Genomic DNA, 25,441 nt, shown 5'->3' with positions numbered 1-25,441 from the left:
CCGCTGGGCGACCGCCGGGTACGGCGGATGATCAGGACGCGGCAAGGTCCGCGCCGATGTTCTCCCGGGTACTCAGGTAATCCGTCGCCGGCAGGGTGCCGTCCGGCGGGCGGTCGCCCTCGGCCGTGGTGGCGTCCGTCGACCTGAACGTGGCCCGGGTCCACCGGCCCGCGTCCCAGGAGTTGCCCTCGCTGGCCACGCCGGCACCCACGTTCGCCGTACGCTCGTTGTCGATCTCCAGGTTCGCGCGTGCTGTTCCGTTGCCGAGCAGATCGAACCCGGCTCCGCCGTTGTCGAAGGCGGTGTTCCGGGTGAGGGTGAGCCGGCCCCGGTTCGCCTCGGCCCCGAAGCCGTGTCCACGGTTACCCCACGCCGCGTTGTGCCGTAGCCGGTGATCCGACCGGGTCGTCTCGGGCCCGCCGCCGAGTGAGAAGCCGTACCCGTTGCTGGCCCAGTCCGGCACTGCCCAACGATTCTGGCCGTTGCCGAAGGCCCAGTTGCGTTCGATGGTGATCGGGCTGTCGAAGGCGCCGAAGTCGAAGCCGTCGTCGGCGTTGTGGAAGGCCCGGTTGCCCCGGACGAGGTTGCCGGCGCCCGCACCGAACTTCACCCCGAGCCCGATACCGACGCTGCCGTTCTCGCCCGGCTCGTGGTTGCGGAAGAAGTCGCTGTCGAGCACCTGGTTGCCGACTGTGCCCGGGTCCCGTAGCAGCAGGCCGGACCGGGCATTGTCGTGCATGGACATCCGCTGGAAGGTGGTGTACGCGCAGGCCCGGCAGACCCAGGCGTGGCTGCGCGAACCCTGCACCTGAAGGTCCTGCACGGTCCAGAAGCGGGTCTGCTGGGTCACCGTCCACTCGTCGTCGGGCACCGCGCCGGCGTCCAGTACCGCCCGTTCGTCCCGATAGGCGCTGAGCACGATCCGGCGATCCTCGGTGCCGTTCGTGGTGATCTCCACGGGCCGGGTCAGGCGGTAGGTGCCGCCCCGGACGGCAATCGTCTGGCCGGGGCGGACGACCTCGACCGCCCGGTTCAGGGTGGCGAAGGGGCGGGCGATGCTGCCGTCGCCGGCATCGCTGCCGTTCGTGGCGACGAAGATGTCGGCGCTGCTAACGCCGATGGTTGCGGCCGGTGGCCGGGCAGTCGCGGGCGTCGCGCCGGCCGAGGGCGTGGCCGTAGCGGCCGTCGGGGGGATTGATGACGTGGTCACCGCCGGCCCCGGCGGGGTTGGCACCCACACCACTGACTCCTCCTCCGGTTCGGCCGGCACCAGCCAGACCGCCAGCGCGGCGACACCGACCACGATGGCGGCGGCCGTACTGACCTGACTGGGGCTCTGCCACCGGCCGTGGGTGCTGGCGACGGCAGCCTGGCCGAGGGTCGACGCGACTGGGGTCACGGCGGACCCCTCGGCGGCGGCCCGCGCCGCCGCCAGGGCCGCTGCGGAGACCGGTAGAGCCGCCACCCCGAGCACCAGGTGTTCCGGCGGAACCAGGCCGTCGCCGTGCCGGGCGCAAACCTGGCAGTCACGCACGTGCCGGATGAACCGCTTGCGCCACAGTGCCGACACCTCGCCGTCCCAGGTCCGGGCCAGTCCGGACAGATCCGGGCACCGGTTGCCGCCCTGCAACGCCGTGACGACCCCCCGGAGGGCGTCGAGCTGGCCGCGTAGCCGGTGCAGCCGGACGGCGGCGGTCGGGCCGGTGACCCCCAGCGCGGCCACCACCTCGGCCCGGCTGATCTTTCCGGTCAACTCCTGCCACCAGAGGGCGAACAGGCTGCGTTCCTCGGCGTCCAGCCAACGGCTCGCCGTCACCAGGTCCCGGCGTTGCCCATCGAGGACAACCTCCGCCGTGGTCCGCTCGGCCAGGTCGCCGCCCGCGTCCGGAATCTCCTCGTCGTGGCGATGCAGGGGAAGCTCGTCGGGTAGCCCGCGCCAGTACTCCCGGAGCTGCCGGTAGGTGATCGACACCAACCATGACCGGAACCGGTCGGCCTGCCGCAGCTGCGGCAGGCCACGGATGACCCGCAGCATGCACTCCTGGACCACGTCGTCGACGTCCGGGCGGCCCGCTAGGGCCCGCCCGACCAGGTTGTAGACGAGCGGGAGGTGTGCCTGCACCAGCTCCGCCAGCGCCGACCGGTCACCGGCCCGGGCGGCGACGACCAGGGCCTGCACCGCCTCGCCGTCGACCTCGCTGTCCCGCACCGCCGCGCACTCCCTCGCCAGCCGGCTCGTCGACCGACGTCGATAGAGAGCATATGTTCACACGCTTGTAGCGGAACTGTAAATGTCCGTCGCTATCAACTCCGACCGAGCAGGCTCCGGTGCGCCGTGGTTGTTCGGCAGCAGCCGTCCGGTCAGCGTTGCACCCGCGCTCCGGCACCCCGCATCAGCGCCTCGACCTCCCTGCGGTCGGCCATCGAGGTGTCGCCGGGGGTGGTCATGGCGAGTGCGCCGTGGGCGGCACCGTACTCCACGGCGACGGCCAGGTCGCCCTTCTCCAGCAGCCCGTAGACCAGGCCGGAGGCGAAGCTGTCCCCACCGCCCACCCGGTCCATGATCTCAAGACCGGGGCGGTGGGTCGCCTCGGCGAACTCGCCGCCGCCCCAGGCGATGGCGCCCCAGTCGTTGACGGTCGCGGTGCGTACCGTGCGCAGCGTGGTGGCCACCACCCGGAAGTTCTGGAACTCCCTGGTGACCTCCTCGATCATCCGGCGGAAGTTGGTCACCTCCAGCTCGGCGAGGCTGGCGTCGGTGTCCGGCACCTCGAAGCCGAGGCAGGCGGTGAAGTCCTCCTCGTTGCCGATCATGACGTCGACGTACCGGGCGAGTTGCCGGTTGACCTCCTGGGCGCGGGTCTGCCCGCCGACCGCCTTCCAGAGGCTGGGCCGGTAGTTGAGGTCGTACGAGATGACCGTGCCGTGCCGGCGCGCCGCGATCATGGCGGCCTCGATGGTCTCCGGGGTGGTCTCGGACAGCGCGGCGTAGATGCCGCCGGTGTGCAGCCAGCGCACCCCGAGGTCGCCGAAGAGGTGATCCCAGTCCACGTCGTCGGCGCGGAGCTGGCTGGCGGCGGTGTGGCCCCGGTCCGAGGTGCCGACGGCGCCGCGTACGCCGAAGCCGCGCTCGGTGAAGTTGAGGCCGTTGCGGACGCTGCGCCCGATGCCGTCGTAGGGCAGCCAGCTGATGAAGGAGGTGTCCACCCCGCCCTGGAGGATCAGGTCCTCCATCAGCCGCCCCACCTCGTTGTCGGCGAACGCGGTGACGATGGCGGTGCGCAGGCCGAAGCAGCGGCGCAGGCCGCGGGCGACGTTGTACTCCCCGCCGCCTTCCCAGGCGCGGAAGTTGCGGGCGGTGCGTACCCGCCCTTCGCCCGGGTCGAGCCGGAGCATCACCTCGCCGAGCGAGACGAGGTCGTACCGGCACTGGTCGGCGGGGCGCAGGTCGAGAAGGGGCATCGCGGATCAGCTCTCCTGGGCGGCGGTCACGGCGGCAGCGGTCAGTTTGGTCACGTCGTCCCAGCGGCCCTCGGCGAGCAGGCTGGGCGCGACCATCCAGGTGCCGCCGACGGCGAGAACGGCAGGTAGGGCGAGGTAGTCGCGCAGGTTGCCGGTGTTGACACCGCCGGTGGGGATGAACCGGACGGACCGGAAGGGCGCGGCCAACGCCTTGATCATCGTGGCTCCGCCGAGCTGCTCGGCGGGGAAGAACTTGACGGTGTCGAGGCCGGCGTCGACGGCCATCTGGATCTCCGTTGCGGTGGCCGCACCCGGAAAGACGGGGATGCCCACCTGCTGGCAGTGGGCCACCACGAGCGGGCTGAAGCCGGGGCAGACGATGAACCGGGCGCCGGCCGCGACGGCCTCGTCCACCTGGCCCGGCGTCAGCACGGTGCCCGCCCCGACGAGCAGGTCGGGGTCTTCGGACATGGCCCGGATGGCGTCGGCGGCGGCGTCGGTACGGAAGGTCACCTCGACGCTGTGCAGGCCACCTGCGGTCAGCGCGGCGGCGAGGGGAGTGGCGGCGCGGGCGTCGTCGAGCACGACGACCGGAAGGATCCGCCCCGCGGCCAGGGTCTGCGAAACGCCGGCGGGCTGTTCAGAAGGATGAACGGCAGTCACATATGTGACCCTACTGCTGATCCTGGCGATGTCAATCCCGCTACAGTGACGCCATGACATCCGCCGAGGGCTTCCAGCCGGTCAAGTCGGCCGGGCGCACGCTGGAGGTGCTGGAGACGCTCGCCGCCTCCGGCGGCCGGCGCTCCCTCGGTGACCTGGCCCGCACCCTTGGCATCCCGAAGAGCAGCCTGCACGGCATCCTGCGCACGATGATCCAGCGCGGCTGGGTGGAGGCCGACGACACCGGCACCCGGTTCGGGCTGGGGGTGCGGGCGCTCCAGGTCGGCGCCGCGTACCTGGACACCGACGACGCGGTCGGGCTGCTGACCGGCGTACTCGACGACCTGTCGCGACAGTTCGGCGAGACCGTCCATCTCGGCCGGCTCGACGGGGCGCACGTGGTCTACACCGCCAAGCGGGAGTCCATGCACCCGCTAAGGCTCTACAGCGCAATCGGCAGACGCCTGCCGGCACACGCCACCGCGCTGGGCAAGGCCCTGCTCGCCGAGCGCGCCGACGAGGTGGTCGACCAGTTGGTCGGGACACCGCCAGCGGCGCTGACCCGGCACACCATCACCGACCTCGCGGCCCTGCACGCCGATCTCGCGGCCAGCCGCGAACGGGGGTACGCCGTCGACCACGAGGAGAACACCGAGGGCATCGTGTGTTTCGCGGTGGCGGTACCCCTGCACACGCCCGCGGTGGACGCGATAAGTCTGTCGATACCGGTCGCCCGGCTCGACGGGCAACTCCAGGAGCGGGTGGTGGAATCGCTGCGCCGCTCGGTCGACCAGGTACGCGCCGCACGCGGCCTGCTCACGGCCACCTGACGGCCGGGGCTCCGGCCGTACGTCGATGGATGGCCTCAGTCGTCGGTGCGTGGCCGGGCGCCGGCGACGAACGCGTCGAGCGCCGGCCCGTGCAGTACGTCGCCCGGTAGCGGATCGCGCCGGACCCGCGCCGCCAGGCGCGCCACGGGCAGCCGATGCGGGCGCCGGGCCGCGGCGAGCACCACGTTGCCGTACCGCCGGCCGCGCAGCATCCTCCGCTCGGCGACGACGCACACCTCGGCGAAGACTGCCCGCAGGGTGGCCGCCTGCACCCGGGTGGCCACCAGGGGCGGCAGGTCTGTGACGTTTACCAGGTAGCTGCCGTCGGGCCGCAGCACCCGGGCGACCTCGGCGGCGAACGACACGGTGGCCACGTGCGGCGGCATCCGGGCCGCCCGGTAGATGTCGGCGAGCACCAGGTCGTACGCCTCGGCGGGCGCGTCGGCGACGGCCTCCCGCGCGTCGGCGATACGCACCTCGACCTCGGCCGGCGGGGCCGGCAGCTCACGCGCCACCAGTTCGACCACTGCGGGGTCCCGCTCGACCACCACCTGCGCCGAGCCGGGCCGGGTCGTGGCGATGTAGCGCGGCAGCGTCAGCGCGCCGCCACCGAGATGCAGCACGTCCAGCGGTTCGCCGGCCGGCGCGGCGAGGTCGACCAGGGCGGCCATCCGTCGGACGTACTCGAAGTGCAGGTACGTCGGGTCAGCGGTGTCCACGTAGGACTGCTCGACGCCGCCGGCCAGGAGCGTACGCCCGGTGGGGCGGCCCGGATCGACGGCGAGTTCGAGCCGGTCGGCGGAGGCCTCCATGACCAGGCAGGCTAACCAGGCGGTGACGCCGGTTGGTGGGGTGGGCTACCGGACGGCCTGGCGGTGTTCAATGGCGCCATGACGATCAGCGGCCGCCACCGGCGAATCCTCGACGCGGTGCAACTGGGCTGCTGCGGGCTGACCGCCGACGGGGTGACCGCCTACGACCTCGCCGACGCGGCGGTAAAACGCGCGATCATCGCCGCCGCCCACCGCCTCATCGCGGTCGCCGATCCGACCATGTTCTCCCGCACCGCGCTGGCCTTCGTCGCGCCCGTCTCCGCGCTCAGCATGGTCGTCACCACCGACGACGCCGGGCCCGAGCAGACGAACGCCCTCGTCGCCGCCGGCACCGTCGTCCGATGGGTGTGACCGGGATGCCCCAGCCCGCCAGTTCAATTGCCGGTTCCGCTGCACCCAGGAGGCCTTCAGTCATGGCGCGTGTCGGTGTGATGTTGCCGCGGGACCTTCCCGCGGACCAGGTGCTGTCCTTCGCCCGGCGGGCCGAGCAACTCGGCTTCGACGAGCTGTGGGTGGTGGAGGATCTGGGGTTCCGGGGCGGCGTGGCGCAGGCTGGTGCCGTGCTGGCGACCACCTCACGGATCGTGGTGGGGATCGGGATCCTGCCGGCCGGGGCGCGCAACGCCGCGTTCGCCGCGATGGAACTTGCGACGCTCGCGCAGCTCTTCCCCGGCCGGTTGATCGTGGGCATCGGGCACGGCATGCCGGACTGGATGCGGCAGGTCGGGGCATGGCCGGCCAGCCCACTCACCCGGCTGCGCGAGTACACGGTCGCCGTACGCACCCTGCTCCGCGGCGAGCCGGGACCGGCGGCGGGCCGGTACGTCGACGTCGAAGGCGTGGTGATCGGCGAGGTGCCGCAGACGGTGCCGCCGGTCGTGCTCGGTGTGCGCGGCCCGAAGTCGATCGCCCTCGCCGGGCAGGTCTCCGACGGGCTGCTGCTGGCCGAGCCGGCCGCACCGCCCTACGTGGCGGACTCGATCAAGCGCTTCGGGTCGGCATCGCCGGAGGTCATCACCTACGACGCCGCCGTCGTCGGGGACGACGGGCGGGCGGCGCGCGACCTCGTCCGCCCAGGCCTGGCCTGGCTCGGTGAGCCGGACTGGGCACCGCACCTGGCCACGCTGCCCTTCGCGGCCGAACTGGCACGGCATCGCACGGCGTCGGCCGGCCCGGAGGAGTTCGCGGCGACCATGCCGGACGAATGGGTACGACAGCTGTCGCTCGCCGGGACTCCCGACGAGGTAGCGGCCCAGATCGCGGCCCGGCATGCCGCCGGAGCCACAAGCGTCGTCCTGGTCCCGGCCGAACCCGATCGCCTCGACGCGCTGACCCGCCTGGCCTGGGTCCTCAGGCAACCGAACGATTGATCTTCCGCATCGGCAACGCCCGGGCCGGCCGGCTCGTCCCTCAGGTGAGCACCTCACGGACCCGCTCACGTTCCGCCTGGAACAGGCTCCAGAGATGGGCCTCGTCCGCATCCGGCAGATTCTCGACCTGACCGTAGTCGAACGGCGGCGCGGGGTCGTACTCCAGGAACGCCTGCCCCCGGCCGGCGGCCCGTTCACCCCACAGGCGCGCCGCCACCACCAGCGCGGCGTCCATTCCGGCGCTGATGCCGGCGCTTGTGACGATCCGCCCGTCGACCACCCAGCGCCGCCGCTTGAACCGCGCGCCGGACAGGGGCAACTCGTCGGCGAACGCCCAGTAGGTGGTCGCCGAGCGGCCACGCAGGATGCCTGCGGCGGCCATCAGCAGTACGCCGGTGCAGATGCCGAACGTGATGCGGGTGTGCGGGTGTGCCGCCCGGATGTAGTCCAGAATGGGGCGGTCCCGCATCAGAATGCTCGGCGATCCCGGGCCCGGCACGACGAGCAAGTCGGGCCGGGGAAGCGTGTCGTAGGTGGCGGTCGGTACCCACTGCAATCCTTCGCCGCCGGGAATGGGCGTGCGGTCCGGGCCGACGAAGTGCAGCCGGGCCGGCGGTCCGCCGGCACGCTGGGCGGCGCCGAGGACACCCAGCGGACCGATCAGGTCGAGTGGGACGAGCCCGTTGAAGACCAGGAACGCGATGTCGAGCGGCTGTTCGCCGCCTGCCGGTGCCGGCTGGTGGGCTGAGGCGGGGCCGGCAGTGCCGACGGCGAGTCCGGTCGCGGCGAGCGCTGCTCCGATGGTCAGCAGCTGCCGTCGGCTCGGGTTGTTGTCAGGCATGGAACATTCCCTTCTGGAATTGCTCGCGGTAGGTGGTCGGGGCCATTCCCAGAACCCGATGAAAGACCTGCCGCATGGTTTCGACGTTGCGGAAGCCGCACCGCTTGGCCACCACCTCGACGGGGTCATCGCCTGCTTCGAGAAGCTGCTGGGCGGCCTCGACGCGGATCCGTTGGACGTACTGACCGGGCGTGGTGCCCAGCACGTCGCTGAACAAGCGGGAGAGGTGACGTGGACTCACCGCGGCGCGGGCGGCCATCGCGGCCAGCGAGTGATCGGCGTGCGGTTGCTCGGCGACCGTGTCGAGTACCACCCGCAGCGCCGGCTGGCGGGTCGCCCGGGTCCGGCCGCGTACCGACAGCTGCGATTGACCGGCTGGCCGTTGCACGAAGACCACCAGCCACTGGGCGACCTGCCGGGCGAGCGCACCGTCATGGTCACGCTCCACCAGGGCCAGAGCGAGGTCGATGCCGGCGGTCACTCCGGCGGCGGTGTACAGCTCGCCATCGCGCACGTACATCCCGTCGGACTCGACGGTGACCTGCGGATACCGCCGGCTCAGCTCCCGATGGAAGGCCCAGTGGGTGGTCGCTCGCCGGCCGTCGAGCAGGCCGGCCTCGGCCAGCACGAACGCGCCGATGCACACCGATGCCACCACCGTGCACCGCTCGCGTACCCGGCGGACCGCCTGGGCGAGCGGCACCAACTCGGGACAGTGCCTCCGGCACCGCACCGGGTTTTCCGGGTGACCTCCTCGACTGGTTGGCGTTTGCCGCCGCATCCGGTCAGCGGCGGTCGAGCGCCGACTCCAGTCGTTGGATCAGCGTCTTGCGCCCCTTCCCGGCGCGTTCCGCGCGTAGTGCCGCCCGGAGCTGACCGGCATCGAGGTCGCGGACTTGTCGGGCCGCCTCGGCGACCGGCAGTTCGGTGAGCGGCACGGCCGCGGCGTTCCGACGCGCGCGCCTGGCTGGCCCGGTGTTGGCGACGTACTGCCTGCCGGACTTCGACTCCTTGCGCTTCTTCGCGTCGGTCGCGCGTTGCTGCTCGGGGGAGAGCTGTTTCCATGCCTGCTCGGGCAGGTACCGCTCGGTTTCGCCGTCATGTCGCGCCCGGGTGGTGCCCCGCCTGTTCTGCCATTTCTGGTCGCCCCAGCGCTGAAGGGACTTCTGGCGCTCGTCCTTCGGTCCCTGGTAGCCGCCGCCGCGCTTCTCGTACTCCTTGGTGAGCAGCTGGGACTTGCGTGCCGACCACTGTCCCGGTCGACCGCCCCGGTCGGACGCCTTGATCTCTTCCTTGAGCTGTTCGCGCAGCTCAGGCTCCGTGTATCGCGCCATATCCGCTGGGTACCCGGGCGGGCGCAGCGTACTCACGACAGCCCGCCCGGGTGCGGCAGGGGACAGGATGACAGCATCTTCGCGTACTGGCGAAGCTTGGTCGTTTTGGCGTTTAACCACCCATCTGCCCGGTAGCATGAGTCAACTTCGGAGGAGCCCTCGCCACCACGTCGATCGACACCGCACAGGTTGGATTTCCGCGCTGCGACGGTGTCCGGAGTGCCAGTGGAGGAAAAGTGACCGCGCAGGAAAGCGCAGGAGCGCCGTTCGACCGGGTGCGTGACATCGGGAGCGCCGTCGGCAGGAACCTGCGGGAGCGGCTGGCGGAAATCGACCCTGAACTGCTGGTGGTGGTGGCCAGCGGCAATCCGGACGGGGCGAAAGCGCTCTCCGCCGCGTACGCCGAGACATCGATACCCGGCTCGGACCTCGCAAATCTGGTGCGCTGGAACCAGTCGAGTTGGAACAACGCCTTCCGGGACACCGGCACCTGGACCAACACCTGGGGGCAGTCTCCCCCGCCCAAGTAGGGCGCCGGCCAGCCGCGAACGAAAGGATCCGCATGGTTCTCGGCGTACCGCCCGTCAGGCCCTCGTTGGTGATCCTTCAGCCGACCGCCCGGTGCAACTTGAACTGCAGCTACTGCTACCTCCCCGATCGACAGGACCGGGGACTGATGAGCGATGAGGTGCTTGACGCGGCCGCCTCGTTCGTGTTCGCGTGCGACCTCACCGGCGACGGGATCGAGTTTCTGTGGCACGCCGGGGAGCCGCTGGCCGCAGGACTGGCCTTCTACGAGCGGGCCTTCGCCCTGATCGCCGAGCGTGCCCCGGCGGGACTGCGGGTGCAACACATCCTCCAGATGAACGGCACACTCCTGAACCAGGCCTGGTGCGACCTCTTCGTCAGGTACCAGGTGGACACGGGTCTGAGCGTGGACGGCCCGGCGGAGATCCACGACGCGAACCGGAGAACCTGGTCCGGGCGGCCGACCCACGCCAGGGTGATGAAGAGTTTCCACCTGCTCCGCCGGAACGGGCTGTCACCCGGGGCGCTGTGCGTCCTGAGCTCCGAGTCGCTCAACTGGCCCGACCGGATGTACGAGTTCTTTCGGGACGCGGGATTCCGGTCCGTCGGTTTCAACGTGGAGGAGTCCGAGGGCGTGTACCGCCACTCACGACTCCGGGACATGGACGCCGACCAGCTCCGAAAGTCCTATGACTCGTTCATGCGGAGGGTGTGGCAGCGCTGGCGGGCCGACGGCTCGGAGATGATCATCCGGGAGTTCCACGAGATGCTGGGCGGCATCCTGCGGACGCGGCAGGAGGCCGAGCGGGTCCGGGAACCGTTGGAAGCAGTTCCGTTCTCGATCCTCACGATCCGCCGCGACGGGCGGCTGAGCACCTTCTCGCCCGAACTGGCCTCGACCCCGAGCGGGGAGTACGGGAACTTCATCGTGGGCAACGTCCTCGTCGACACGCCTGCTGAGGTGGCGCAGGGAGCGGCGTTCGGGCGGCTGCGACGCGACGTGGCGATCGGGCAGGACCGTTGCCGAAGCGGCTGCGACTACTACGCGTTGTGTGGCGGCGGGTTCCAGTCGAACCGGTTCACCGAGCACGGCACCCTGCACGCCACGGAGACCCTGACCTGCCGGCTTCACCGGCAGACGCTGGCCGACGTCGTCGTCGGCGAACTGGCATCGGAGAGCCGCCGGCGACGGTCGGGCAGAGTGCAGCTGACCACCGGCGTCGGCGACGGCTAGGGTGCCGATGAGTCCCGCCGTGCCGCGGGTGGCGCCGCGGACCGTGGTTGTGCAGCCCACCGCGCTCTGCAATCTGGACTGCGCCTACTGCTACGTGCCGGACCGCCGCGACCGGGCCGTGATGACCGCCGAGGTGCTCGACGCGAGTGCGGATTTCATCTTCGGCTGTCACCTTCCGCCTGGTGAGATCGAGTTCCACTGGCATGCGGGTGAACCGCTGGCTGCCGGTCTGGCGTTCTACGAACGCGCGTTTGCCGTGCTCGCCGAACGCGCCCCGCCCGGCGTGCGGTTGCGGCACAGCATCCAGACCAATGGCACGCTCATCACCCACAGGTGGTGCGAACTTCTGGCCGAGTACGGGGTCCAGGTCGGGCTCAGCCTCGACGGTCCCGCCGACCTTCACGACCGCAGCCGACGAACCCGGTCGGGCAGGGGAACTCACGCCCGGGTGATGGCGGGTTACCGCCTACTGCGGGATCACGGGATCTCGCCGGGCGCGATATGCGTGCTGCGGCGCGAATCGTTCGAGTTCCCGGATCGGATCTACGACTTCTTCGTCGGGTCCGGCTTCGCGTCGGTCGCTTTCAACGTCGAGGAGTCTGAGGGCGTGTACCTCCGCTCGGAGCTGCTCCGATCCGGGCCCGATGATGTCCTTCAGTCATACGCGGCGTTCATGAGGCGGATCTGGCAACGATGGTGGAGCGATCGGTGCACGATCGAGATCCGCGAGTTCCACCAGCTGTTGGGCTGCCTCGCGAGGCTGCGCCAAGACGCCGCCTTCGTCCGGGAACCAGCGGAGACCGTACCCTTCCGGATCCTCACCATCCGCCGCGACGGTGCCGTCGGCACCTTTTCTCCCGAGTTGGCCTCCACGCCGAGTCCCGAGTACGGGGGGTTCGTGCTGGGCAACGTTTTGGCCGACACGCCCGGCCAGGTCGCGCGAGGCGTCGCGTTCCAGCGGCTGCACCGCGACATCGCGTCAGGGCGGGACCGCTGCCGCGAGGAGTGTGGCTATTTCCCGGTCTGCGGCGCGGCGTTCCAGTCCAACCGGTTCACGGAGCACGGAAACTTCTTCGCCACGGAGACGCTCACCTGTCGCCTGCACCGGCAGGCCTTGACCGATGTCATCGTGGCCGAGTTGGCCCGGCCGGATCAGAACTGTGCGCAGACTGACTGACGCGGCGCCCCGGGGCTCTGGACTTGGACAGCTCATGAATACCGGACTAAACAGACACAAAAGGGACTGCACTCAGTCAAGTGCAGAGCCCGGAGGAGACCCCCGCTATCCAGGGCGCATCACACCCTGGTTGGCCGCCCGCCTGGTCGGGAGGGTGGAACGCATGGAATCCACAAGCAAGGTTGTCCTGGTCACCGGCGCGAGCAGCGGCATCGGGGCGGCAGTCGCGCTGCGCCTCGCCGAGGAGGGACACCGGATCGTCGCAGGCGCCCGGCGCCAGGAGCGGTTGGACATCCTCGCGCAGCGCCACCAGAACATTCGCGTACGGCGACTCGATGTCACCGACCGCGCCGATGTCACCAGGTTCGTCGGCAGCGCGGTCGACGAGTTCGGTCGGGTCGACGTGCTCGTCAACAACGCCGGCCTGATGCCGCTGTCCCGGCTCGACGCGCTGCTGGTAGCCGAGTGGGACCGGATGCTCGACGTCAACGTACGCGGCCTGCTGCACGGCATCGCCGCCGTCCTCCCCGTCTTTCAGCAGCAGCGCAGCGGCCATGTGGTGACCGTCGCCTCGGTAGGCGCGCACGAGGTGGTGCCGACCTCGGCGGTCTACTCGGCCACGAAGTTCGCCGCCTGGGCGATCACCGAGGGCCTGCGCCTGGAGGCCGACCCGAGCCTGCGGGTCACCACGATCTCGCCCGGGGTGGTCGAGTCCGAGCTGGCCGAGACGATCAGCGACCCGGGTGCCCGCGCGGCGATGACGGAATACCGCAGGCACTCGATCCCGCCCGAGGCGATCGCCCGCGCGATCTCCTTCGCGATCGCCCAGCCGGCGGACGTCGACGTCAACGAGATCATCGTCCGCCCGACCCGGCAGCGAGGCTGACGTCCGGCATCGAACGCAGCAGGATCGCCGGGTCATGGACCCGGCTCGAAGGTGACGGCGATCGACCGGTCCTCGTCCGCCTTCTTCGCGGTTCCGCTGCTCGTACCCAGGTACCGGGAACGGCGCCGATGTGCCGTTCCCCGCTGGACTTAGTGGTGTCAGAGCATCGGGTTGCCGCTTACGGTCGCCTCGGCGGGAACGAGGTCCTGGACGACTCCATGACTCACTGCGCGGTCTGGCCGCACGGCCCCGCGTTGTCGCAGTACGGCTGAAGGCGGCTCTGCCCGCACCCGCAGAGGATGGCCCTGGTCTCGGTGCGCGCACCGTGCGGAGTGTCCACTTTCAATTCGCCGCGCACGACCAACTGTCCGGTGGTGTTGCGGGTGATCTGGGTGGGCCGGTCCGGGATCTCCACCCCGCCGTCCAGGAGCTCGTACTGCAACGCTCCGGAGGGACAGCGTCGTACGACTTCGGCCAGGCGTTCGGCCTCGGCGTCGTCGGGTCGGATCCACGGGCGTCGACTCGGATCGAAGACCTCAGGCAGGCCGCGGACGCACTCTGCGGCGTGCAGGCAGCGCCTGGCCTCGAAGGTCACGGTGATCGACTGCCCCTTGTACGCCCTCTTCGTGGTTTCGCTGCTCATGCCGACCTCCGTTGCTGCCGTGCCCGGTTCCGTTCAGTCGCTGACTCTGCTGCGGGACTGGTACACCAGGTCCTGGTACTCGGGGTGGCGGGCGATCCACCCCGCGAAGAACGGGCAGGTGGGCAGGACCAGCAGGTTCGCGGCGCGGGCCTCGTCGAGGGCGGCGCGGGCCAGGGCAGCCCCGATCCCTCGGCCCTCGTACTCCGGCGAGACCTCGGTGTGCACGAACGCCACGAGTTCCTTGGTACGGATGTACTGCGCGACGCCCGCGACCTTCGAATCTCCCTCGACCCGGGCCTCGTACTGCCTGGCCTCGGGAACATCGATCACATTCACAGTCATGTGTGCTCCTTCAGATCTAGACGTTGGCACCGGCGTGGCCGGCGAGGAGTTCGGCTCCATTTGGTTGATGTGTCAACCACACTAGGTGCCGTTGGTTGATGCGTCAAGCAGTTGCTCGATTCGGTGCCGGCCGGGACGAGTCTGTCCACGACCTGGTTACGCTCCCTGCATGCACGCAACGCCTCGCTGGCTCACCTCGGAACAGCAGGTCGCTTGGGACAGTTTCATCCGCATGCAGGAGAAGCTCATCGGGCTACTCTCCCGCCGGGTCCAGGCTGACTCCGGCATGTCGGCCGCCGACTACCTCGTGCTGGCCAAGCTCACCGAGAGCGGCGGCAGGCGGATGCGCCTGATGGACCTGGCCAAGCTGCTGGAGTGGGAGAAGAGCCGCATGTCCCACCAGGTCGGGCGGATGGTGAAGCGCGGCTTGGTGGCCAAGGAGGAATGTCCCGACGATGGACGCGGAGCGTTCATCGTCGCCACGCCGGCCGGCGTCCAGGCGATCGATGAAGCCGCCCCCGTGCATGTCGAACACGTCCGCCGACTGTTCATCGACGCCCTCACCCAGGAAGACCTCGACACCCTCGCCCGGATCTCGAGACGAGTGCTCGCGCACATGGAGAAACAGCCCGACTGACCACCACCGGCAGGGCCACTCACTCCGCGAAGGGGCCACCGGGGCTGAACGCCCGCTCGGCGAAGCGTTCCGCGATGAGTCGGTGGGTGGCGGTGTCCGGGTGAAGCTGGTCGGGCAGCGGCAGGTCGACGGAGTCGGCCTCGCCGTAGAGGTCGAGGCCGTCGAGGTGGTGCAGATTCGGGTCGTCGGCTGCCCGCTGGGCGGTGATCCGCTTCAGCTCGTCGCGGATGACCCCGAGCGTGAGCTTTCCGCTCGCCCGTTCCGCCGGGTCGCCGGTGGCCCGGAACCGTACCTGCCCGGTGGCGAGGGCGGCGAGGTCGAACGCGCCCGGGCCCGGGGTGTCCTCGTGGATCGGGCAGTAGATGGCCGAGACGACAAGCAGCGGTGTGGTGGGGTGGCCGTCGCGGATGGTGTCGAGGAAGCCGTGCACGGCCGGGGTGAAGGCGCGCAGTCGCATCAGGTCGCTGTTGACCAGATTGATGCCGATCTTCACGCTGATCAGGTCGGCCGGGGTGTCCCGCATGGTGCGGGCGGTGAACGGGTCGAGCAGGGCGCCGCCGCCCAGACCGAGGTTGACCAGGTCGACGCCGCCGAGGGCGGCGGCGAGGACCGGCCAGGTGGTGGACGGGCTGGTCGCGTTGGAGCCCTGGCTGATGGAACTGCCGTGATGCAGCCACCTTCGGCGGCCCCGGTCGGGTACGGGTGCGACAGGGGCGTCGGTGCGCAGGGCGACGAGCTCGGTCGTCTCGTTGTGCGGCAACCAGATCTCCAGGTCCTTCATCCGGTCGGGCAGGCCGGTGAAGCGGATGGTGCCGGGCGGGCCGGACCGGTGCTCGGCGGCACCGCTGGCCATGTCGACGGTCACCGTGTCACCGCCGGTCACGCTGGCCTGGTCGGTCAGCTGGCCGTCGACGAGCAGGTCGTACACCCCGTCCGGGCGGGGCGGGAGGCCGGCGTAGACCCGCCTGGTGGGCAGCGTGTCCAGCTCGACGGCGGTGGCCCGGGTACGGAGGGCCAGCCGCACGCCGGCGGGTTGGGCCTCCACCATTGCGAGTTGCCCGTCGGTGTTCTGGGCGCGGGCCCAGGCGGGTAGCCGGTGCGGCAGCACACCCCGCGCGGTGCGTTGCAGGTCGAGCGCGCCGCGCAGGAGGTCCGTAGTGATGGGCGTGGTGATCCAGGTGGAAGGCATGGTCTCGTTCCGTCGGTCGATGTCGGCCAGCGCCGGAGCACGCACCCGTCCCTGCGTCGACACCGTGCAGCGGGGCTTTCCCGCGGTCACCATCCCAGTATCCGGCGGCCGGCGGACCCGACCAGTGACACCACGTCACATGGGGTCGTACAGCACTTCTCCGTACCGGACAGAAAGGCCAGGTGGACAAGCATGCTGGCATGGACGATTCAACCCGACGTACCCGGCGGGATCACGCTCGGCAACGTCGCGGACCCTGATCCGCTACCGCACGAGACGCTCGTTCGGGTCGACGCCTTCGCGCCGAACCCCGGCGACGTCGCCGCGCTTCCCGGCGCGGCACCACGGACGGTCCCCGGTTGGGACGGCAGCGGCGTCGTGCTCCGCGCCGCCCCAGACGGTCGCGGGCCGCGTGCAGGTGAGCGCCGTCCTCTTTCTCGGCGCTGGCGGTGGCTGGGCGCAACTGGACCCGAGACCGTGGACGGAGCTTCCCGAGTGGATCGAGGCTGGCTCACCCCGGCGAGCGGGGCGGGTCGTGTTCCGCGTGGACCACGACCCGCCGCCCGGTCAGGACTCATGACTTCGACCCGAAGGAACGCCCGAGTGACTACTCCACCCCCCGCGCTCGATGCCGCCCGTGTCAGGTCGTGATGATCACATGAAGATTCCGGGGGCCGTGAACCCCCTCGACCCGGTTGAGTTCGATGTCGCTCGTGGCCGAGGGGCCGCTGATCCAGGTAAGCGGCCGATGCGGATCGAGCCGGACGAGGGCGTCCGGCACGGTGGCGACGACCTGGTCGGTCCGCAGCACGCACACGTGCACGTCGGGCAGCAGCGTGATGATCCGGCGGCCCTGGTCCGGGGCGCCGTCGAGCACGATGGTGCCGGTCTCCGCGACGGCCACCGCCGCCGCGGTGACCACCCCGTCCGCGGTAGCGATCGACGCCGCCGGAAGGTCGTCGTCCGGCACCGCGCGGACGGTGTCGGGCAGCCAGTGCCGGGGCAACCCGGGCGGTACCACGACCTGCCGGCCGCCGAGCACCTCGGCGACGAAGCGGGCAACGTCGGTGTCGCGGCACCGGTGCACGGTGGCCCGGTAATCGGTGAGCCGGTCTACGAGCAGGTCCAGGTCAGCGGCGACGGTACCGGCGGCCCGGTAGTCCCGGGGCACCTCGTCCGGCGTCGGCCGTGGTTCGCCGAGAGCGGCGTCCGGCCGTGGTTCGCCGAGGGCGGCGCGGAGCCGACCGAGGATCGTCTCCCGGGCGGTCACCGGTCGGCCCACCACTGGCGGAAGGTCTGCGGGGGCGGCTCCGGCAGGTCGCGGCTGGCCGTCCAGTCGGAGAGCGGCGGTGGCAGGCCACGTCCGCGCCGACCGGCGAGCCGGCTCAGCTGCGCGGCGCGCTGCGCGGCCGCGTACAGGGCAGGGTGGTCCATCGTGTACGCGGCAGCCGCCATCGTCGCCGCCTCCGCACGCGGGTGGGGTGCCTGGCCGCGCAGGTGGACCAGGATGGACGGAATGTCGATCATCACGGGGCAGGCGTCGTAGCAGGCACCGCAGAGCGTCGACGCGTACGGCAGGGAGGCATTGTCCGCGACGCCGGTGAGCTGCGGGGAGAGCACCGCCCCGATCGGTCCCGGATAGACCGATCCGTACGCGTGCCCGCCGGTGCGTTCGTATACCGGGCAGACGTTGAGGCAGGCGGAGCAGCGGATACAGTGCAGCGCCTGCCGTCCGACCGGGTCGGCGAGCACGGCGCTGCGGCCGTTGTCCAGCAGCACCAGGTGGAACGACTGCGGCCCGTCGCCCGGGGTGACACCGGTCCACATCGAGGTGTACGGGTTCATTCGTTCACCGGTCGAGGCCCGGGGCAGCAACTGGAGGAAGACTTCCAGATCGCGCCAGGTCGGCACGACCTTCTCGATGCCCATGACGGTGATCAGAGTCTCCGGCAGCGTCAGGCACATCCGCCCGTTGCCCTCGGACTCGACCACCGCGAGCGTCCCGGTCTCGGCGACGGCGAAGTTGGCTCCGGACACCGCCACCCGGGTGCTCAGGAACGTCTCCCGAAGGTGCCGGCGTGCGGCGGCGGCCAGGGCCGCGGGCTCGTCGGTGAGCGTCGGGTCGACGCCCGGCATCGCCCGGAGGAAGATCTCCCGGATCTCCGCCCGGTTGCGGTGGATCGCCGGTACCAGAATGTGGCTCGGTCGGTCGTCGCCGAGCTGCACGATCAACTCGGCGAGGTCGGTCTCGACCGGCTCGATTCCGGCATCGGTCAGGGCCTCGTTGAGGCCGATCTCCTGGGTGACCATCGACTTGACCTTCATCACCCGGTCGGCGCCGGCCGCCTGGGCCAGCTCGGTGACGATGCGGTTTGCCGCTACCGCGTCGGCGGCCCAGTGCACCGTTCCGCCGGCTCTGATGACCGCCGCCTCGAGTTGCTCCAGCAGCTCGGGAAGGCGAGCCATCGTGTCGGCCTTGATCGCCCGCCCGGCGGCCCGCAGCTGCGGCCAGTCCGGCAGCTCGCCGATGACCGCGGCCGACTTCCCGCGGATCGTGCTGGTGGCGTGACCGACGTTGCGGCGTAGCTGGGCGTCGGAGAGCGCCCGCCGGGCGGCGACCGGGAACGGCTCGGTGCCGCGCAGGTGGCCGACACCGGGCGGGGCGGTGGCGGGCATGCCGAGAAAGGACCGGGTCATCTCGTGCCTCCGGGGGCCGGCGTGGCATCCGGCTCGCCGGCCGGGTCGACTTCGGTGCTGGCCAGGATCTCGGCCAGGTGGACGGTCCGGACGCCGGCGCGCAGCCGGGACAGGCCGCCGCCAATGTGCATCAGACAGGAGGCGTCCCCGGCGGTGCAGACGTCCGCCCGCGTGGCCAGCACGTTGCGCATCTTGTCCGCAAGCATCGCCGTCGAGGTGTCCGCGTTCTTCACCGCGAACGTGCCACCGAAGCCGCAGCACTGCTCCGCCTGCGGCAACTCCACCAGATCCAGCCCGCGTACCGCACGCAGCAGTCGAAGCGGCCGGTCGCCCACCCGCAACATCCGCAGCGAGTGGCAGGTCGGGTGGTACGTCACCCGGTGCGGGTAGTAGGCCTGCACGTCGGTGACTCCGAGGACGTCGACGAGGAACTCGGACAACTCGTACGTGCGGCCGGCGACCTCCTCGGCTCGGCTGGCCAGCCGTTCGTCAGCCGCCCGCCGGGCCACCATGGCGTGCTGGTGCCGGACGGAGCCGACGCACGAACCGGAGGGGGCCACCACCACGTCGTACGGCGCGAAGGTGCGTACATGTCGGCGGACCAGCCGTAGCGCGTCGTCCGGGTAGCCGGTGTTGACGTGCATCTGGCCGCAGCAGGTCTGCCCCTCGGGAAAGACGACCTCGTGGCCGAGGCGCTCCAGCAGCCGCACCGTCGCCACCGCCGCCTGCGGGAACAAGGTGTCGGCGAGGCAGGTCACGAAGAGCGCGACGCGCATCCTCAACCACCCATCCGTTTCTCAGCGGCTGTCCAGGCCGCCCGATCGCCCTGTGGCTCGTACCGGACGAGTTGCTGGGTTTCGCGCAGCAGGGCCCGCAGCGCCGGTAGGTCGCCGTGGACGGCGCCGGCCACGCGAGCCTGTATCAGGATGTTACCGAGTGCGGTGGCCTCGACCGGCCCGGCGATCACCGGCAGTCCGCAGGCGTCGGCGGTGAGCTGGCAGAGCAGGGCGTTGCGCGAGCCGCCACCGACCACATGCACGGCGTCGACCGCCCGGCCGGACAGCTCCTGGGCCTGCCGGACGACTCGCCGGTGGGCCAGCGCCAGGCTGTCGAGAATGCAGCGGACCGTGGCGGCCCGGCTCTCCGGCACCGGCTCGCCGGCCCGCCGGCAGGCGTCGGCGAGCCGTGCCGGCATGTCGCCGGGCGGCAGGAACACCGGGTCGTCCGGGTCGACGATGGACCGGAAGGCCGGTTCGCCGGCCGCCTGCCGTAGCAGACCCGGCAGGTCGGTGCTGTTCCAGCTGCGCAGTGACTCCTGTAGCAACCACAGGCCCATCACGTTGCGCAGGTAGCGGATCGTGCCGTCGACACCTGTCTCGTTTGTGAAGTTGGCCTGCCGACTCGCCTCGGTCAGCACCGGCGCGTCGAGTTCGACGCCCGCCAGGGACCAGGTGCCGCAGGAGATGTAGGCGAAACGCTCGCCGGTCGCCGGGACGCCGACGACAGCGGAGGCGGTGTCGTGCGAACCGACCGCCACCACCTCCGGCGTGCCGGGCAGCGCCAGGTCGGGCCGGACCGGCCCGATCCGGGTGCCCGGTGGGTGCAGCGGCGGGAACAGGCCGGCAGGAATGCCGGCCTCGGCCATCAGGTCGGTGGCCCAGGCGCGCCGGCGCAGGTCGTACAGCTGGGTCGTCGAGGCGTTGGTGATCTCCGCACCGAGCCGGCCGGTGAGCCAGTAGGTGATCAGGTCCGGGATCAGCAGCAGCCGGTCGGCGATGTCGAACTGTGGTGTGCCGGCCGCCGCGACCAACTGGTAGAGGGTGTTGAACGGCAGCTGCTGCAACCCGGTGGCGGCGTACAGGCGTTCCTCTCCCACCTGCTCGGCCACCCGCGCGGCGACCCCGTCGGTGCGCGGGTCGCGGTAGTGCACCGGGTTGCCCAGCAGCGTCCCGGAGGCATCGAGCAGACCGTAGTCGACGGCCCAGGAGTCGATGCCGATGCTGGTCACCGGCTCGGCGGCCCGTAGCCCGTCGAGGACGCCGCGCCACAGGCCGAGGATGTCCCAGTGCAGGGTGCCACCGACGCGTACCGGCTGGTTGGGAAACCGGTGCGCCTCGGTGAGTTCCACCCGGCCCGCCCCGACGCGGCCGACCATGACCCGGCCGCTTGACGCGCCGAGGTCGACCGCCGCGACATCGACGATGGCGTTCACCGGAGGAAGGCCGCCGCGACGCCGGCATCCACCGGGATGTGCAGCCCCGTGGTGTGCGACAGCTCGCCGCCGGTGAGGACGAAAACGGCGTTCGCGATGTGTTCCGGCAGCACCTCCCGCTTGAGCAGGGTGCGCTGCGCGTAGAACTCGCCGAGCTGCTCCTCCGGCACTCCGTAGACGGCGGCGCGTTGGGCACCCCAGCCGCCGGCGAAGATGCCGGAGCCGCGGACCACGCCGTCGGGGTTGATGCCGTTGACCCGGATGCCATGGCCGCCCAACTCGGCGGCGAGCAGCCGGACCTGGTGGGCCTGGTCGGCCTTTGCCGCACCGTACGCCACGTTGTTCGGGCCGGCGAAGAGTGAGTTCTTGCTGGAGATGTAGACGATGTCGCCGCCCATGCCCTGGTCGATGAGCACCCGGGCGGCCTCGCGCGAGACCAGGAAGGAGCCCTTGGCCATCACGTCGTGCTGGATGTCCCAGTCCGCCTCGGTGGTGTCCAGCAGGGATTTCGACAGCGACAGCCCGGCGTTGTTGACCACGAGGTCCAGACCGCCGTAGGCCAGCACCGCCGCGCGGACGGCGTCCGTCACGGCCGCGGCGTCGGTGACGTCGACCGGTACGGCCACCGCGACGTCCGGGCCGCCCAGTTCGCCGGCGACCCGCTCGGCGGCGGCGGCGTCCCGGTCGGTGACGACCACGCAGGCGCCCTCGGCGGCGAGCCGGTGGGCGATGGCCCGGCCGATGCCGGAGCCGGCCCCGGTGACCAGGGCGATCCGGGTGGCGAGCGGCTTCGGCTTCGGCATCCGCGCGAGCTTGGCCTCCTCGAGCGCCCAGTACTCGATCCGGAACTTCTCCGCCTCGTCGATCGGCGTGTACGTCGACACGGACTCCGCGCCGCGCATGACGTTTATCGCGTTGACGTAGAACTCACCGGCGACCCGGGCGGTCTGCTTGTTCGCGCCATAGCTGAACATGCCGACACCGGGTACGAGGACGATCGCCGGATCGGCGCCGCGCATCGGCGGGCTGTCCGGGCTCGCGTGCCGCTCGTAGTAGGCGCGGTAGTCGTCGCGGTAGGCGGCGTGCAACTCCTTGAGCCGCGCGACGGTCTCCTCGATCGGCGCCGACGGCGGCAGATCGAGCACCATCGGGCGGACCTTGGTGCGCAGGAAGTGGTCCGGGCAGGAGGTGCCGAGCGCCGAGAGTGCCGGGTGCCGCTCGCGGGCCACGAAGTCGAGCACCACGTCGCTGTCGGTGAAGTGCCCGACCTGCGGCCGGTCGGTGGAGGCCAGCCCGCGCAGCACCGGCGCCAGCGCGGCGGCGCGGGCGCGCCGCTGAGCCGGCGGCAGCGGCTCGTAGCCGGCGACCATCGGGCCGAACGGCTCGGGCCGGCCCCGCTCGTCGAGGTACGCCTGGGCGGCGCGGATGATCTCCAGAGAGTTGCGCTCGCACTCGTCGCTGGTGGTGCCCCACGCGGTGATGCCGTGGCCGCCCAGGATGACGCCGATCGCCTGCGGGTTGGCCTTCGCGACGGCGGCGATGTCGAGGCCGAGCTGGAAGCCGGGCCGCCGCCACGGCACCCAGAGCACCCGGTCGCCGAAGATCTCCTTTGTGAGTTCGGGTCCGTCGGCGGCGGTGGCGAGGGCGATGCCGGCGTCGGGGTGCAGGTGGTCGACGTGTGCGGCGTCGACCAGCCCGTGCATGGCGGTGTCGATCGACGGGGCCGCACCGCCGCGCCCGTGCAGGCAGTAGTCGAAGGCGGCGACCATCTCGTCCTCCCGGTCGACGCCCGGATAGACGTCGACCAGGGCGCGCAGCCGGTCGAGCCGCAGCACCGCCAGCCCGGCCTCGGTGAGGGTGCCCAGGTCGCCGCCGGAGCCCTTGACCCACAGCAGCTCCACCGGGCCGCCGGTCACCGGGTCGGTTGTCTCGCCCTTGGCGGAGGTGTTGCCGCCGGCGTAGTTGGTAGTGGTCGGGTCGGCGCCGAGCCGGTTGCTGCGGGCCACGAGTGCCTGAACCTGCGAGTGCATCGTCTCTCGTCCTCTGTCTGCGTTTCTCGGATGGCGCTCAGGCGCCCCAGCCGGCCTGCTGGCCGCCGGCCCGTTCGGCGCGGATCTTCTCGAAGTAGCCGGAGCGCGCGTACGCGGCCATCGGGTCGGGGTCGAGGCCCAGGTCGGCGCGCAGCTCCGCGAGCAGCGGTCGCACGTCGGTGTGGTACGCGTCCATCAGGACCGCGTTCGCGCCGAGCACGTCACCGGCCCGCTGCGCGGTGGCGAGTGCGTCGGCGTCGACGAGCAGGGCCTTGGCGGTGGCCTCCTGCACGTTGAGCACTGAGCGGATGATTGCGGGGATCTTCGACTCGATGTTGTGGCACTGGTCGAGCATGAAGGCGATGCCGGCCTCCGGGCGCAGGGCGTCGCCGCGGACGATCTCGTACATGATGCGGAACAGTTGGAACGGGTCCGCGGAACCGACCATCAGGTCGTCGTCGGCGTAGAAGCGGGAGTTGAAGTCGAAGGCGCCGAGCTTTCCCGCCCGCAACAGGAACGCCACGATGAACTCGATGTTGGTGCCGGGCGCGTGGTGCCCGGTGTCGATGACGACCTGCGCCTTGGGCCCGAGTTCCAGGCAGTGCGCGTACGCGGTGCCCCAGTCGGGCACGTCGGTGGTGTAGAAGGCCGGCTCGAACAGCTTGTACTCGAGCAGCATCCGCTGGTCGTCGCCGAGCCGGTCGTAGGTCTCCCGCAGGGCGGCGGCGAGCCGGTCCTGCCGGGTTCGGATGTCGTCCTGGCCCGGGTAGTTGGTGCCGTCGGAGAACCAGAGCTTGAGGTCCCGGGAGCCGGTGCGGTCCATGATGTCCACGCACTCGAGCAGGTGGTCCACCGCCTTGCGCCGCACGCCCGGGTCGGGGTTGGTGACGCTGCCGAGCCTGTAGTCGTTGTCCTGGAAGACGTTGGCGTTGATCGCGCCGAGGGCCACGCCCTGGTCGGCGGCGTACCGGGCCAGGCCGGCGTAGTTGTCCACCCGGTCCCACGGGATGTGCAGCGCGACGGTCGGGGCCACCCCGGTGAGGCGGTGCACCACGGCCGCGTCGGCGATCTTCTCGTACGGGTTGCGCGGGACGCCCTCCTGCGGGAAGACCTTGAACCGGGTGCCGGAATTGGCGTACGCCCACGACGGAGTCTCGATGCGCTGCGCGCGCAGCGCCTGCCTGACCTGGTCGCGGGTGGCGGCGCGCTGCCCGGCGGTGTCGGGACTCATCCGACCTCCCTCTGAATCGTTTCACAAGGACCTGGCTTAGGACGTTAGGGCGAGCACTTCGGGGTAGTCAAGGATTTCACCGACATTGCTCCCTGATTTCCGGGTGGCGACACGCCCTGGTCGCGCCGGAGAACCTCGGCTCTGCGTGAAACGTTTTAAAGCGGGGTAGACTCCCTCGACTCCGGCCGGCCGTGTGCCGACGCCGGAGCCGCACCGGATCGGCGAGGGAGCGATGGCAGCGGCAAGCATCAAGGACGTGGCCCGGCACGCCGGGGTGTCCCTGGGCACGGTGAGCAACGTGCTCAACCGGCCGGACAGCGTCACCGCGGCCACCCGGCAGCGGGTGCTCGACGCCATCGCCGAACTCGGCTACGTACGCAACGACTCCGCCCGACAGCTACGCGCCGGTCGGAGCCGCACCGTCGCCATCGTCGTCCTCGACGTGGCCAACCCCTTCTTCACCGACGTGGTCCGCGGCGCGGAGCAGGTGGTCGAGGAGGCGGGCGCCATGCTCGTGGTCTGCAACAGCGGCGAGGACAGCGCCCGGGAACGCCGGCACCTTGAGCTACTTGAGGAGCAGCGGGTCCGGGGTGTGCTCATCACACCGGTCGGCCACGGTCGCCAGCCCGACCTCGACCGGCTGCACCAACGGGGCATTCCGGTGGTGCTCGTCGATCGGAGGTCCGGCCGGGCCAGCCGCTGCTCGGTCGCGGTGGACGACGTACTGGGCGGCCGGCTCGCCATGGAGCACCTGCTGGACCAGGGCCACCGCCGGATCGCGTACCTGGGCGGACCGTTCTCGACGCAGCAGGTGGCCGACCGGCATGCCGGAGCGGCGGCGGCACTTGCGGACCGCGACAGCGCCGCCGAACTGCGGGTGGCGGCCACCACCACCCTGACGGTGGCAGCCGGCCGGCACGCCGCCGAGGAACTGATCTGCCTACCTGCCCGGCAGCGGCCGACCGCCGTGTTCTGCGCCAACGACCTGCTCGCGCTCGGTGTGTTGCAGGAGTTGACCGGCCGTGGGCTGCGGGTGCCCGACGATGTGGCGATCGTCGGCTACGACGACATCGAGTTCGCCGGCGCGGCAGCGGTGCCGCTGTCATCGGTCCGGCAACCACGTGAGCAACTGGGGCGCACGGCGGCCCACCTGCTGCTCGAGGAGGCGGTGGCCGGTGAGGAACACCGGCACCGGCACGTGGTGTTCGAACCGGAACTCGTCGTCCGCCGATCGAGCGAACGTCCGTCGTACTGACCGGTGTCCGCCGGCCCGGTGCCGGCCGTGTCCCCGGGGAACCGGGA

General features: G+C 71.0%; 25 protein-coding genes. 9 read left to right on the top strand and 16 right to left on the bottom strand.

Going from position 1 to position 25,441, the window contains the following annotated elements; genetic code table 11:
• Positions 1-31: 31 nt before the first annotated feature.
• The 3 genes from AC507J_RS06400 to eda form a co-directional block, all read right to left on the bottom strand.
• The gene (locus tag AC507J_RS06400; RefSeq protein ID WP_496288123.1) at positions 32-2,209 is read right to left on the bottom strand and encodes a sigma-70 family RNA polymerase sigma factor; all 2,178 of its coding nucleotides are present in this window, start codon (positions 2,207-2,209) and stop codon (positions 32-34) included.
• Positions 2,210-2,361: 152 nt separating this feature from the next.
• Entirely contained in the window at positions 2,362-3,462 is a 1,101-nt protein-coding gene (locus AC507J_RS06395) for a sugar kinase (protein WP_496288122.1), read from the bottom strand.
• A gap of 6 nt (positions 3,463-3,468) precedes the next feature.
• Positions 3,469-4,125, bottom strand: coding sequence for a bifunctional 4-hydroxy-2-oxoglutarate aldolase/2-dehydro-3-deoxy-phosphogluconate aldolase (gene eda, locus AC507J_RS06390; RefSeq protein WP_496288121.1), 657 nt, complete (start codon positions 4,123-4,125; stop codon positions 3,469-3,471).
• 53 nt (positions 4,126-4,178) lie between these two features.
• Here eda and AC507J_RS06385 point away from each other — a divergent pair, with 53 nt between their 5' ends.
• Positions 4,179-4,955: an IclR family transcriptional regulator gene (locus AC507J_RS06385; RefSeq protein ID WP_496288120.1), complete on the top strand. Its 777-nt coding sequence runs from the start codon at positions 4,179-4,181 to the stop codon at positions 4,953-4,955.
• A gap of 35 nt (positions 4,956-4,990) precedes the next feature.
• Here the strand turns inward: AC507J_RS06385 and AC507J_RS06380 are convergent, their stop codons facing one another.
• Complete coding sequence (locus AC507J_RS06380; RefSeq protein ID WP_496288119.1) at positions 4,991-5,767, bottom strand: spermidine synthase; 777 nt, start codon at positions 5,765-5,767, stop codon at positions 4,991-4,993.
• A gap of 78 nt (positions 5,768-5,845) precedes the next feature.
• Between AC507J_RS06380 and AC507J_RS06375 the strand changes: the two genes are divergently transcribed.
• Positions 5,846-6,139, top strand: a complete 294-nt coding sequence (locus tag AC507J_RS06375) for a hypothetical protein (RefSeq protein WP_496288118.1) — start codon at positions 5,846-5,848, stop codon at positions 6,137-6,139.
• A gap of 62 nt (positions 6,140-6,201) precedes the next feature.
• On the top strand, positions 6,202-7,158 hold the full coding sequence (locus tag AC507J_RS06370) for an LLM class flavin-dependent oxidoreductase (protein WP_496288117.1): 957 nt from the start codon (positions 6,202-6,204) through the stop codon (positions 7,156-7,158).
• A gap of 40 nt (positions 7,159-7,198) precedes the next feature.
• Here AC507J_RS06370 and AC507J_RS06365 read toward each other — a convergent pair whose 3' ends face one another.
• From AC507J_RS06365 to AC507J_RS06355, 3 genes are all read right to left on the bottom strand, one after another.
• A complete protein-coding gene (locus tag AC507J_RS06365; RefSeq protein WP_496288116.1) occupies positions 7,199-7,999 on the bottom strand; it encodes a DJ-1/PfpI family protein in 801 nt (266 codons plus the stop codon).
• Positions 7,992-8,702 (bottom strand): GlxA family transcriptional regulator, encoded by a 711-nt coding sequence (locus tag AC507J_RS06360; protein ID WP_496288171.1) that lies wholly within the window; start codon positions 8,700-8,702, stop codon positions 7,992-7,994. Before AC507J_RS06360 ends, AC507J_RS06365 begins: the two co-directional genes overlap by 8 nt.
• An 82-nt stretch (positions 8,703-8,784) precedes the next feature.
• A complete protein-coding gene (locus tag AC507J_RS06355; protein WP_496288115.1) occupies positions 8,785-9,333 on the bottom strand; it encodes a DUF5872 domain-containing protein in 549 nt (182 codons plus the stop codon).
• 236 nt (positions 9,334-9,569) lie between these two features.
• On the opposite strand from AC507J_RS06355, the gene AC507J_RS06350 reads away from it, so the two are divergent.
• The 4 genes from AC507J_RS06350 (at position 9,570) to AC507J_RS06335 (ending at position 13,158) form a co-directional block, all read left to right on the top strand.
• Positions 9,570-9,863, top strand: coding sequence for a hypothetical protein (locus AC507J_RS06350; RefSeq protein WP_496288114.1), 294 nt, complete (start codon positions 9,570-9,572; stop codon positions 9,861-9,863).
• A 32-nt stretch (positions 9,864-9,895) separates the two neighbouring features.
• Entirely contained in the window at positions 9,896-11,095 is a 1,200-nt protein-coding gene (grrM, locus tag AC507J_RS06345; protein WP_496288113.1) for a cyclophane-forming radical SAM/SPASM peptide maturase GrrM/OscB, read from the top strand.
• Positions 11,096-11,102: 7 nt separating this feature from the next.
• Entirely contained in the window at positions 11,103-12,272 is a 1,170-nt protein-coding gene (gene grrM, locus AC507J_RS06340) for a cyclophane-forming radical SAM/SPASM peptide maturase GrrM/OscB (protein WP_496288112.1), read from the top strand.
• Positions 12,273-12,435: 163 nt separating this feature from the next.
• The gene (locus AC507J_RS06335) at positions 12,436-13,158 is read left to right on the top strand and encodes an SDR family oxidoreductase (RefSeq protein WP_496288111.1); all 723 of its coding nucleotides are present in this window, start codon (positions 12,436-12,438) and stop codon (positions 13,156-13,158) included.
• Between the two features lie 223 nt (positions 13,159-13,381).
• Here AC507J_RS06335 and AC507J_RS06330 read toward each other — a convergent pair whose 3' ends face one another.
• Positions 13,382-13,801 carry a (4Fe-4S)-binding protein gene (locus AC507J_RS06330; RefSeq protein WP_496288110.1) on the bottom strand — a complete coding sequence of 140 codons (420 nt, stop codon included), beginning with the start codon at positions 13,799-13,801 and terminating at the stop codon, positions 13,382-13,384.
• Positions 13,802-13,834: 33 nt separating this feature from the next.
• Positions 13,835-14,143, bottom strand: coding sequence for a GNAT family N-acetyltransferase (locus AC507J_RS06325; RefSeq protein ID WP_496288109.1), 309 nt, complete (start codon positions 14,141-14,143; stop codon positions 13,835-13,837).
• A 169-nt stretch (positions 14,144-14,312) separates the two neighbouring features.
• Here AC507J_RS06325 and AC507J_RS06320 point away from each other — a divergent pair, with 169 nt between their 5' ends.
• Positions 14,313-14,780 (top strand): MarR family winged helix-turn-helix transcriptional regulator, encoded by a 468-nt coding sequence (locus AC507J_RS06320; RefSeq protein ID WP_496288108.1) that lies wholly within the window; start codon positions 14,313-14,315, stop codon positions 14,778-14,780.
• A 19-nt stretch (positions 14,781-14,799) separates the two neighbouring features.
• Here AC507J_RS06320 and AC507J_RS06315 read toward each other — a convergent pair whose 3' ends face one another.
• The 7 genes from AC507J_RS06315 to rhaI form a co-directional block, all read right to left on the bottom strand.
• Positions 14,800-16,059: an SGNH/GDSL hydrolase family protein gene (locus AC507J_RS06315; protein ID WP_496288107.1), complete on the bottom strand. Its 1,260-nt coding sequence runs from the start codon at positions 16,057-16,059 to the stop codon at positions 14,800-14,802.
• 550 nt (positions 16,060-16,609) lie between these two features.
• Positions 16,610-17,239, bottom strand: a complete 630-nt coding sequence (locus AC507J_RS06310) for a LutC/YkgG family protein (RefSeq protein WP_496288106.1) — start codon at positions 17,237-17,239, stop codon at positions 16,610-16,612.
• The gene (locus tag AC507J_RS06305) at positions 17,236-18,666 is read right to left on the bottom strand and encodes a lactate utilization protein B (RefSeq protein ID WP_496288105.1); all 1,431 of its coding nucleotides are present in this window, start codon (positions 18,664-18,666) and stop codon (positions 17,236-17,238) included. The genes AC507J_RS06310 and AC507J_RS06305 overlap by 4 nt, the downstream gene beginning before the upstream one ends.
• Positions 18,663-19,442, bottom strand: coding sequence for a (Fe-S)-binding protein (locus tag AC507J_RS06300; RefSeq protein ID WP_496288170.1), 780 nt, complete (start codon positions 19,440-19,442; stop codon positions 18,663-18,665). The genes AC507J_RS06305 and AC507J_RS06300 overlap by 4 nt, the downstream gene beginning before the upstream one ends.
• Before the next feature lie 2 nt (positions 19,443-19,444).
• Positions 19,445-20,878 carry a rhamnulokinase gene (locus tag AC507J_RS06295; RefSeq protein ID WP_496288104.1) on the bottom strand — a complete coding sequence of 478 codons (1,434 nt, stop codon included), beginning with the start codon at positions 20,876-20,878 and terminating at the stop codon, positions 19,445-19,447.
• Positions 20,875-22,908 carry a bifunctional aldolase/short-chain dehydrogenase gene (locus AC507J_RS06290; protein WP_496288103.1) on the bottom strand — a complete coding sequence of 678 codons (2,034 nt, stop codon included), beginning with the start codon at positions 22,906-22,908 and terminating at the stop codon, positions 20,875-20,877. Before AC507J_RS06290 ends, AC507J_RS06295 begins: the two co-directional genes overlap by 4 nt.
• A gap of 37 nt (positions 22,909-22,945) precedes the next feature.
• Positions 22,946-24,139, bottom strand: coding sequence for an L-rhamnose isomerase (gene rhaI, locus AC507J_RS06285; RefSeq protein WP_496288102.1), 1,194 nt, complete (start codon positions 24,137-24,139; stop codon positions 22,946-22,948).
• A gap of 232 nt (positions 24,140-24,371) precedes the next feature.
• Between rhaI and AC507J_RS06280 the strand changes: the two genes are divergently transcribed.
• Positions 24,372-25,394, top strand: a complete 1,023-nt coding sequence (locus tag AC507J_RS06280) for a LacI family DNA-binding transcriptional regulator (protein WP_496288101.1) — start codon at positions 24,372-24,374, stop codon at positions 25,392-25,394.
• Positions 25,395-25,441: the final 47 nt, after the last annotated feature.

The organism is Micromonospora sp. PRAS1 (assembly GCF_059553435.1).
This window is presented reverse-complemented; position numbering and strand designations above follow the sequence as displayed.